This window comes from Tyzzerella sp. An114 (assembly GCF_002161055.1).
In the GTDB taxonomy this organism is placed as follows: domain Bacteria; phylum Bacillota; class Clostridia; order Lachnospirales; family Anaerotignaceae; genus Fimicola; species Fimicola cottocaccae.
The window spans coordinates 1-10,794 of the sequence record NZ_NFLT01000032.1 but is presented as its reverse complement, the minus strand read 5'-3'; the positions used below and the strand labels follow the sequence as shown (position 1 = coordinate 10,794).

8 protein-coding genes are annotated in these 10,794 nt (G+C 29.7%); all 8 read right to left on the bottom strand.

All coding sequences use genetic code 11. The features are described from left to right. The coding region (locus B5E58_RS12600) for a recombinase family protein (RefSeq protein WP_143597274.1) at positions 1-337 on the bottom strand (337 nt) is incomplete at its 3' end. Positions 338-926: 589 nt separating this feature from the next. After that, the gene (locus B5E58_RS12595) at positions 927-2,189 is read right to left on the bottom strand and encodes a hypothetical protein (RefSeq protein WP_088110007.1); all 1,263 of its coding nucleotides are present in this window, start codon (positions 2,187-2,189) and stop codon (positions 927-929) included. A 181-nt stretch (positions 2,190-2,370) separates the two neighbouring features. Continuing rightward, positions 2,371-3,282 (bottom strand): DUF2971 domain-containing protein, encoded by a 912-nt coding sequence (locus tag B5E58_RS12590; RefSeq protein WP_088110006.1) that lies wholly within the window; start codon positions 3,280-3,282, stop codon positions 2,371-2,373. A gap of 33 nt (positions 3,283-3,315) precedes the next feature. After that, positions 3,316-4,272, bottom strand: a complete 957-nt coding sequence (locus B5E58_RS12585; RefSeq protein WP_088110005.1) for a DUF2971 domain-containing protein — start codon at positions 4,270-4,272, stop codon at positions 3,316-3,318. Positions 4,273-4,327: 55 nt separating this feature from the next. Further along, entirely contained in the window at positions 4,328-5,776 is a 1,449-nt protein-coding gene (locus B5E58_RS12580) for a restriction endonuclease subunit S (protein WP_088110004.1), read from the bottom strand. Beyond that, positions 5,773-7,251: a type I restriction-modification system subunit M gene (locus B5E58_RS12575; RefSeq protein ID WP_088110003.1), complete on the bottom strand. Its 1,479-nt coding sequence runs from the start codon at positions 7,249-7,251 to the stop codon at positions 5,773-5,775. The genes B5E58_RS12580 and B5E58_RS12575 overlap by 4 nt, the downstream gene beginning before the upstream one ends. 1 nt (position 7,252) lies before the next feature. Beyond that, positions 7,253-9,559, bottom strand: a complete 2,307-nt coding sequence (hsdR, locus tag B5E58_RS12570; RefSeq protein ID WP_164493563.1) for an EcoAI/FtnUII family type I restriction enzme subunit R — start codon at positions 9,557-9,559, stop codon at positions 7,253-7,255. Positions 9,560-9,755: 196 nt separating this feature from the next. Continuing rightward, the gene (locus B5E58_RS12565) at positions 9,756-10,634 is read right to left on the bottom strand and encodes a DUF6017 domain-containing protein (RefSeq protein ID WP_088110001.1); all 879 of its coding nucleotides are present in this window, start codon (positions 10,632-10,634) and stop codon (positions 9,756-9,758) included. Between the last annotated feature and the right edge of the window lie 160 nt (positions 10,635-10,794).

Genomic DNA, 10,794 nt, shown 5'->3' with positions numbered 1-10,794 from the left:
TTAAACTTCTTACTATACTTAAACAATCAATTACATTTCTTGCAAACCTTGATATTGACTTTGTGTATATAATATCTATCATACCATTTTTGCAATCTTCAAGCATTCTTTCAAACTCTATTCTGCCTTCTTCTTTAGTTCCACTTTTTCCATAGTCAGCATAAATCCCTACAAACTTATGATTTGGCTTTTCTGTTATAAAGTTTTTATAATACTCCTTTTGTGCTTCATAGGAATTTATCTGGTGGGACATATCTGTACTTACACGACAGTAGGCACAGGCTCTTGTGATATTACTTTTTGTATTAACAGCTTCAATTATCTTTGTAACTCCCATTTCAGACACCTCCTTATATAACATACAATACCTTATTTAGACTTACACATCTATAATACTTTTATAAACTTTCATAAATAACATCGGAACAATATAAAGTAAATCGGAATAATATTTTATGCTTATCGGAACAATAGTAATTATATTTAAAAGCAATATAAACAGTGTTTGGCTACACTCATAGGATTTTCATCTTCCCCTTTGTGGAAACCACCATCTTTGGGATATCTAGTATCATTATAGCTCTGTTAAGGTCGTGGCATATTATCTTTGCCAAAGATAACTTAACCACAATAGTTCTCGCTCGGATTAAAGGATATAAAAAAATCGTCTTGGCGTACTGTGGCAACTGCTTTTCCTTTTCGGACTTAACAGAGTAATGTATTTACATTGCTTTGTATTCAGTTTTCAAGGTTCACAAATTTTAAAAAAATCCTTCACCTATAAACCGAAAAAATGGTATTTTATGAGTAAAATATAAAAATAAAAAACAGCCTCATTACTATAAGTATTGAGACTGTATCATCTAAATTATATTTTATTATTTTTATTTAAATGTTAAAAATAAAAAAATAATATTTATCCCTCACTATTTAAAGACAGCATCAAATAAATCTGCATATTTTTGATTTTCGGAATTAATAATATTCTGAATTTTATTAAGATTATCGTCGTCCAATCTATCATTGTGTTGTAATATTATCCAAGTATCATATACTTTATATGTACTTATATACATATTTCCCCATTCAATATTGGTATTATTCTCATCAACTAAATATGTATCAAATTGGTTAAAACTGTACTCTCTAATTTGATGTGTTGGAGGAATACTTGTAGAATATCCAAAAATATCATCATGAAAATAAAAACGAGAAATTTTTGCCCCTAGTTTCAATATTTGAAAGAATAACTTTTCATATGTACCCAAAATATGTATTTGACTTTCTATATCATCTAATGCACTAATATCAAAATGTTGATGATGAATAACTTTATATGTTGCATCGTTAAGTTCTTCTTTATCTAAAAAAGGCTTAGTAAAATCTTTATAGAATGTTGTTTGTTTTATTCTGGTTGCAATATCAAAATCAAATAATTCCTCAAATATATACAAAGGTATTGGCTCTGTCATATAATCAGAATCGATATGTTTATCAACTTCCGAATCACATAATGCAAATGATAATGGGTCTAAAACTATATTCATTAATAATAACATTCCTATTGCTTGCTTAATAAGTTCTACAAATAGACTTGTTCTTTGGATAATTATTTTTTCTTGCTGCCATGTATTAATAAAAAATGTATCAAATCCTTGCTTATGTATATATTTATTAGCCTTTTTTAGCAAATCATTATAAGTATTAAATATTTCTGGAATTGCAGACTTTATTTCTAAATATGCTTTATTGGTTTGTTGTAAAATATCTTTAATTTTCTTATCAGAAGGAAACCTTTCTTTTGCTTTCCATTTTTTAAGTTTTTCATTATCTTCAAATAAATAAAGTATATTGTTTAGATTTTCATCATCTTCAAATAAATAAAGTATATTGTTTAGATTTTCATCATCTTCAGATAAATAAAGCATATTATTTAGATTTTCAATACTTTGACGTACACAATAAAACCCACAATCAAAATATCCATCTTCATATAAAAATACCGCATGTTTAAGTAATTCTACTGATTCACTCATAAAGCTGTTACAAAACATTTTGTCAGCCCTTCCTGTTGTCGGAAAAATACATCTCAAATATTCTATCAACTTATCATGGTCAGGCAGTTTAGTTTTGACAAGATATTGACGGTCTTGGTTGTACATTATTTGTTCCCAGTTATCTTCTATCATAAAATCACCTCCAAGTAAAAATATAAATTTTGACTTTATTTATATTTACAATATTTTAAACAGATTTATATTAAACTGTTTTTTAAAATATATGCTCTATAACATACAAAAACATCTACTTATGTATTTTAAAGCTATTCGGAAAATTCATTAATATTTTAAAGTTAATAACTTATTTATTCTAATCTTTTTTATTAAACTCAAAAATAGCTTTTTTATTTAATCTATACTGCAATTTATCTTTTTCCATTTTGTAGAGATTTATTTCATTAGAGCGACAATAATCTTTTATCTCTTGCTCAAAATCAGGTTTTGCCGCACACCCAAGAATAATTGAATTTGGTCGAATCATTTCAAGCAAAGCACCCTTTTTTTCTGCATTCCATTTGTCACCACACGCACCTTGATCTCGAATAATTCTCCATTCTTTTTCATAACTCCATTCTGGTGATTTTGAAGATAGACTTTGAATAAAAAGTTTAAATAAACCTTCATTTTCTATACTGTTTAAATCAAAAAAATTAAAACAAGTTTTTTCTTTAGAATATATTACCGGAATTGCTGTAAATTTCAGAACATTATTTATTTCCATCAAATCATACTCTACACAAAATCCACGATGATTATTTGCATAGTGAGCCCACATTAATAAAGAATCATCTAACTCACTAAGACATGACACACCTACTGTATCTTTTGAACTGTCAAATTCAACTTGCAGCACTTCAAGTATTTTATTAATTGTCACTTTCGAATCTTTCCATTCTTTACTTCTAGGACGGATACGTCTATTATCTGGAAGTAATTTCAAAGCTTCATTAAAAATTTTTTCCTTATCAATAGAAATATCACAATCAAATACATCATTAAAATTACATGGTGCAGAATACCACATTTTATTATTTTTAACTGCATCAAGTTTCTCCGGTGTATCGCTATAATATTTGTATAAAGAAGCTTGTGCATAACATTTGTAATAGTATCCAACTTTTATAGAGGCATTTTCTTTTTCTTCCCCATCTTTTGTCATCGCAGTAATAAGCTCTTTATGTAATTTAATTTTCCATTCATCTTCTTTTTCTTGTTCTTCCATTTTATCACCTCATTGGTTTATTTTCATATATCATTAATATCTTAATGGCATCTTTGAACATACAACATTATTTTTTGAATATCCATTTTCTACCAACATATTCTTCATAATTTTGATTTGATGGTTCTTTTGTTCATCATTCCATTGCTGTGGTCCAAACATAAGAGAAGATAAACATTCTTTATCTAAATTCATTTCTATATATGGTATAATATACATTCCATTTGCTCTATATTTTATATCAAGTGGTGATTTTTTACTTGAAGTTTTTTTTGCCACATTAATAATTACACGTACTTCTTCTTCATGTTTGAAATATTTGCTTTTGAATAAAAGTTGCCACATTGCCAATTGATTGGAAATGGTGTATCTAACAGAAAAATCGTGTTTAGGGCTATATTGTGAAAGTACTTTTTTTATAAATGACTCTACTAATTTCTCTTGCTCATCTTCATCATAAATTATAGGATATACCTTGCTACTAACTTCAATATTTTTATATATTTTCCCCAAACAATTATTAAACTCATTTACATCTAATCCAATATTATACCCCTCATAAGCATTTCCTTTTGAATAATAGTTCCACATTGGAAGTGAGTCTGGATTTTTTGAAAAACAACAAATATATTTTTCACACTCTGGACGAGTTATTTTTATTTTTCCATTAATTTCAGGATACATTAATAATGTTCTTGTTGGTTTGATATTATCTAAATTTTTAGGAATATTTTCTATATTACTAAATTTTTTAAGAACCTTTCGATATACTTCCATTACTACTTCTCCTTCAGAAGTATCATTTTGGGTATCATAACGACTTGCTCGTAATGTTAAGGCTTCAGAATTACCAAATAAAATAGATGCTAAACCAGAAGGCGAAGTATAATGATATATTTTTTCTTTATATTGCTCCGGCATAAATTTTTCATGAAATTCATGTTGAGATGATGCACCTAAATTATTATAAAATTCGTCTAATAAACACATAAATTCTCCTTATTATAAAATAATATTACATATTTTTATATTTATACTATATAATTTATTTTAATCTTTCGCATAGTGGCAGCAACTGTTCCAGTTTTTCAACAATGCGTTTTTGCTCGGCAATGGGTGGGAGAGGTATTACTAATTCTTGTATTCTCTTAATTGCTAATTTAGGTTGTCCTACTTTAGTAGTAACATTAACAATCTGCGATTGTATAATATTAGATTCCAAGCATCTAATTAACCAATTCTGATCAAGTATAGAAAATACAAGTCTATCTGCATTTTCTGTTAAATTAGCTCCATCAATCTCATATGGTATTTTCCCAACTCGCCCTATTGTTCCAGCAACAGTAATATAAACATCTTCTTTATGAATAATATAGCGAGCAATAGATGGATATATATCTGCTGGTACATATAGTAATCCATCTGTCAAAACAGTGCCATCTTTCATATCTGATACACGAATATATTTATATCCTGTATTTTCAGTTGTTAATTGCCTTCCAGCAGGTATTCTTTTTCCACCTAAAATTGTTACAATTTCCCCCAGCCTACACCACTTCCAACTCTCCGGAATATCGAAAGGTTTTTCATCTTCTGTAATTTCAGGCAACGGCTTTTCTTTTTTTATTTTCTTTTCTGCAATAAGTCGCTGTTTTTCCTCTTGAATTTTTGCAAAAAGTTCTTCTGCTGTGCCTTCTTCTTCTCGCTGTTCTACAAGTTTACCCTGTATAGCATACTGCAAAAGTGATTTTTTCATATCCTCTGGAAAACGTTTATTAAACTGTTCTAGCTTGCTCCACGCTTTTTCATATTGGTCAATATAAGGCATTAGTTCTTCAATTTTTGCAACAATTCGCTTTTGCTCAGCAAGAGGTGGAAGGGGGAAGATTTGATTTTTTACAACTTCATTTGTTATAGCTTTAAATGTAGTTCCTGTTGATTTTTTTATGAAATCATTTTGAAATGCACGAATAAAAAATAACATAAACCTATCATACATAATATCATGTGATGTTAATGCACAGAGTCCTCTTCCTATACAAATTTTTCTTTCCACAATATTTACTACACCAACTGGTGCTCGAACACATAATAATATTGAATTTGGTTCTGCTATCTTAGTGATTTCATCTGTTTTTTGTATCGATTTTTCTAAATAATCAACACCAAAGTATATTTTTCCTTGATGGAATTCCATTCCTTCTCCATTTTCTGACACACTTGTTCCTTTTGGCGATTGTCCCATAGTTATATCGAATATTTCGCCAAAACGCACCCACTTCCAACTTTCCGGAATATCAAAAGGTTTTTCATCTTCTGTAATTTCAGGCAGAGGCTTTTCCTTTTTTATTTTCTTTTCTGTAATCAATTTCTGTTTTTCCTCTTGTATTTTTACAAAAAGCTCTTCCGCTGTGCCTTCTTCTTCTCGCTGTTCCACAAGTTTTCCTTGTATAGCAAGTTGTAAAATACTGTTTTTTAATTCCTGCGGTGTCATTCTGTTTCCCCTCCCAACAAAGAGGTAATTTCATCAAGCACCCTGTCAATCTCTGCATTGAGTGATGCTCTTTGTTCCTCATACCTTTGTATCAAGTCCATAGGAGCAAGTATTTCTTCTTCCTCGTGTGGGTAGCCACACTTGTCCAAATTATACCCAAATTCATTAGTCAGTTGCTCTACTGTAAACTTTTTCGCCTTGTCAAAGCCTTCTTCTGTTATTTCCTCTCTATTATTCCACCAATCCAAAACAGGCTTGAAATGTTCAATTTTCATAGGCTTTGTTTTAGAAAAATGCTTGTAACCTTCCGGCATATCCAAACGATAAAACCAAGTTTCTTCTGTTGGGTGTGTATTATCAAAAAACAATATATTTGTAGTTATAGAAGTATATGGAGAAAATACACTTGCTGGTAAACGAATAATTGTATGGAGATTAAACTCTCTAAGTAATTTTTTCTTAATACTTACTTTTGCATTGTCTGTTCCAAATAAAAAACCGTCAGGCAAAATTACAGCTGCACGTCCATTATTTTTTAAACGATACATAATAACAGACATAAATAAATCTGCTGTTTCACTACTTGCAAGGTCTGTTGGAAAATGATTTTTTACATCTGCTTTTTCTGAACCACCATAAGGCGGATTCATTAAAATAACATCTACCTTGTCATTTTCTGTATAGTCTAATACATCATGCAATAATGTATTATCATGAAAAACCTTTGGCACATCAAGTCCATGTAATAATAAGTTTGTGACACAAAGCATATATGGAAATTGTTTTTTCTCAATGCCATATATTGAATTACTGTATAATTCCTCATCATAGGTAGTGTTTACCAATTTTTTAAGCTCTTTCAACCAACTAACAATAAAACCACCTGTACCACATGCAAAATCTGCCATTATTTCACCAATTTGTGGATTTATTACATGTGCCATAAAATCAGTTACTGCACGTGGTGTATAAAACTCACCGGAAGAACCGGCACTTTGTAATTCTTTCAATATTGTTTCGTAAATTTCGCCAAAAGCGTGGCTTTCCTCATAGTCGCTAAAATCCAATTCATCAATAACATTTATTACTTGACGGAGAAGCACACCATCTTTCATATAGTTATTGGCATCAGCAAATGTAGTTTGTACAATGGCTTTTTTAATTGGTGTAGAAGCATCTACTAGAAGATTTTTTAATTTTGGAAACAGATTATTATTTACAAAATCAAGAAGTTTATCACCTGTAAGTGCTGTACCTGATTTATCATCTTTTGCCCAGTTATTCCAGCGACATTCCTCCGGAATAATTGACTTATATTCCTCATCGTCCCATTCCCAATCCTGTTCTTTTGAATCATATACTTTCAAAAAAAGTAACCATGCAATCTGCTCAATTCTCTGAGCATCACCATTTATGCCTGCATCATTACGCATAATATCACGTAAACGTTTTACAAATCCTGTTAAATTACTCATATTATATTACCTCATCTGTATAAATTGCCTTTTCCAATTCCTGTACCGCTTTCAAATACCCTTCTTTACCGCCAAAATATCCGGCAATTTTTGAAGGTTTGCCCAGCTTTTGGAATGGTTCAAGCTTCAAAATCTCTGTTTTCTCAATTTCATAAATTCCTGTATTCATATATTTATCCAATAATGCTTCCAATACCTCACGAGCCACTCCGCTGTATTTGCTGAAAAAGTCACGTTTTTTCACATTATTGGCTCTCTCTTTTCTTGTCAATGGCTTTTTGCCAAAAGCAACATGACATATAAAATCAAAATCATCTACTTCAGTCATATTTTTATCAGACTTCAAAAGTTCCAAATCAATGCCACGTTCATGGAGCAATTCACGAATTTTTTCTTTCTTTTCTTGTTCAGACCATTGACGTATAAAATTATCAAGTGAAGCATATTCACCTTTGATATTTTCTTTTGTATAGTCCACAATACTTTCCTGTCGCAAAAGTTTTCCATTGGCATCATAGACCGAAACAGTTTTATGAATAATATCAACTTTACAACCGTTTTTATCTACTATATGTTTATATTTTGGTTCTGGCGGTTCTTTTATTTCGCCTGTATTTTCATTGTCTTTTTTATTGTTTGATTTTTCACCAGATTTAAAACCTTCATCTATTTCGATAGGTCCGTCCCAATCTGGGTCAGCAAATAAACGTGTTACATTTCGGAAATCCATAACTACAAAGTGAGTCTTGCCTTCTCTTTCCCTCAAACGAGTACCACGACCTATAATCTGTTTAAATTCTGTCATTGAACCAATCATTTCATCAAGTACAATAAGTTTTGTCATTTTACAGTCTGCACCTGTTGAAAGTAATTTAGAAGTGGTTGCAATAACAGGATAAGGAGATGAAACAGAAATAAAGTATTTTAATTTACTCTTTCCATATTCATCGCTACCTGTAATTCGCACCACATAGTCTGGATTTTCTTTTACCATGTCACTATTCAAATTTACAAGTGCCATTCTCATACGTTCTGCTGCATCTTCTGTTGCACAAAACACTATTGTTTTTGACATTCGGTCTGTATTTTTCAAATATTTTGTAATTTCTTCTGCTACTTGCTGAATACGGTCTTCAATTATTATATTATAATCATAATCGCTATTTGTATAAATACGGTCTGGTATTTCCTCGCCGTTGATGTCTTTTTGTCCTTTGCGTGGACGCCAGCCTTCTCCAATGTTTGTCATAATATTTATCACTTTAAAAGGTGCAAGGAAACCATCTTCAATGCCTTCTTTCAAACTATATGTATAAATCGGTTCACCAAAATAGCTAAGATTTGAAATATATTTTGTTTCCTTTGGTGTAGCTGTCATACCAATTTGTGTAGCAGATTGAAAATAATCAAGAATTCTACGCCAGCGACTTTCTTCTTTTGCTGAACCCCTATGACATTCGTCAACAATTATAAGGTCAAAAAAGTCAGGAGAAAACAACTCACTAAAATGTTCTTTGTCATCATCGCCCACAAGCTGCTGATACAATGAAAAATATACTTCATGTGAAGTAATTGTGCTTTTATCATCTTTTGCCACATTAATTTTGTGCGTAACTTTCTCAAGTGGTGCAAAATCTTGTTGTATTGATTGGTCTACCAAAATATTACGGTCAGCAAGATATAAAATTTTTCGCTTTAATCCACTTTGCAACATTCTATAAACAATTTGAAAAGCAGTATATGTTTTTCCTGTTCCTGTTGCCATAACAAGTAAAAGTCTTTGTTGTCCTTTTGCAATAGCATTTACAGTACGATTTATAGCAATACGTTGATAATATCGAGGAGGATATATATTTTGACTTGTATAATATGGTTGTTCCAATATTGTTTCCTGTTTTGGTGTCAAAACAAATTTTTGTTTATATCTATTTATAAGTTCTTGCTCTGTTGGAAACTCGTCCAAAGCAAGCTCTCGCTCTTTACCTGTGAAAAAATCGTGTTCAACAAATCCATCACCATTAGAACTATATGCAAAAGGTACATCAAGCATTTGGGCATATTTCATTGCTTGTTGCAAGCCATAAGAAACACTATGATTATTATCTTTTGCTTCCACAACAGCAATAGGATTATTTGCATTTATGTAAAGAATATAATCTGCTCGTTTAGGCTTTTCACGAAATGCAAAATTTCCTTTTAGATTGATTTTACCATCTGTAATTTGTGTTTCCATAGTAATTTTATCTCGACTCCACTTAGAAACAATGGCAGGGGTAATATATTGTAATTTGATATCTTCTTCTGTCATTTTGTACTTTGGTAAAATTGGACTCAATTCTATTCCTCCTTACTTCATATTTTTATGATTATATGATATCAGTAATAAAATTTTATTTCAACTAAATTAAAAATGATAAAATCAATATAGTTTATTGATTTTTATGTAACAAAATATAAAATTATGAGTTATACTATAAATTATTAAACTCACTTCATAATAAAACCTATGTATTATTAAAGTCATTGGCTACCAAATTTCTGTAATACTCATCTATTGTAATTGGTGCATTATAAATGACTGTAAGTAGATATTGATACATATTTTTTATTGAATTTATATTCTTCATAACACACTCAACAACATATTCTATATGATTTGAATTTATATTCATAAACTGACTTATAACTTCTTCTTTAGACTTTTCAATTCCTGATATAAGAAATGTTTCTTTATTTGAACAATATGTTTTCACAATAACATCTATTATTTCATCAACTATTTTTTTATCAATATATGGTTTCTTAATTATAATATCATATTCAAATTTATCTTTAAAATATTTCTTTATTTTCTCAGAAGATAATGAGTTGTCAACAGTTGATTTTTCACCTTCTCCTGATAATATATTATTAATATAATTAGTATTATTAATATTAGTATTACTACATTGTGCTTTTGACATATCAGAACTGTAATTTTCACATTTCAAGAAATGTTTTTCCACAGATTTGTCAACAGAGTTATCAACAGTTTCTTTGATAAGATTTTTAACATAAATAATATTAGGCTTTCCAAGCCCCTGACGTTTTCTTTCAATCAAAAAATATACTTTTTCCAAGTCATTCATAAGGTTAACAGCTTTTTTATCACTACAACCTATGTATTTTTTAACATCGTCTATTGTAAATATAATATATACCCTTCCTTTGTTATCAAACCAACCATTTGTTGATGATAAATTAGTTCTTTCAAGCATTAAGGAATATAAAACTTTTATCTCCAAAGATACATCTATAAACTCATCTTTTTCAAAAAATATCTTAGGTAATCTATAGAATAAAAAATATTCTGTTACCAGTCCATAAAAATAATCATATTTCATATCACATGCCTCCTATAAAATTTAATAAAAAAAAGAACTTCTACAAATCAATAAAAGGATAAGTAAAAGTTCTTTTTTATAGTCCTTATAATATCTAAATTTAATTTCTATTTATTTTATCAATCATATTTACAACTATCTGTCATCTCTTCTCTGATAT

Excerpts from the sequence above, each read along its gene's own strand:
- hsdR (WP_164493563.1), bottom strand. The coding sequence starts at position 9,559 with ATGACAGAAGAAGATATCAAATTACAATATATTACCCCTGCCATTGTT.
- B5E58_RS12575 (WP_088110003.1), bottom strand. The coding sequence starts at position 7,251 with ATGAGTAATTTAACAGGATTTGTAAAACGTTTACGTGATATTATGCGT.
- B5E58_RS12580 (WP_088110004.1), bottom strand. The coding sequence starts at position 5,776 with ATGACACCGCAGGAATTAAAAAACAGTATTTTACAACTTGCTATACAA.
- B5E58_RS12595 (WP_088110007.1), bottom strand. The coding sequence starts at position 2,189 with ATGATAGAAGATAACTGGGAACAAATAATGTACAACCAAGACCGTCAA.
- B5E58_RS12585 (WP_088110005.1), bottom strand. The coding sequence starts at position 4,272 with ATGTGTTTATTAGACGAATTTTATAATAATTTAGGTGCATCATCTCAA.
- B5E58_RS12565 (WP_088110001.1), bottom strand. The coding sequence starts at position 10,634 with ATGAAATATGATTATTTTTATGGACTGGTAACAGAATATTTTTTATTC.
- B5E58_RS12590 (WP_088110006.1), bottom strand. The coding sequence starts at position 3,282 with ATGGAAGAACAAGAAAAAGAAGATGAATGGAAAATTAAATTACATAAA.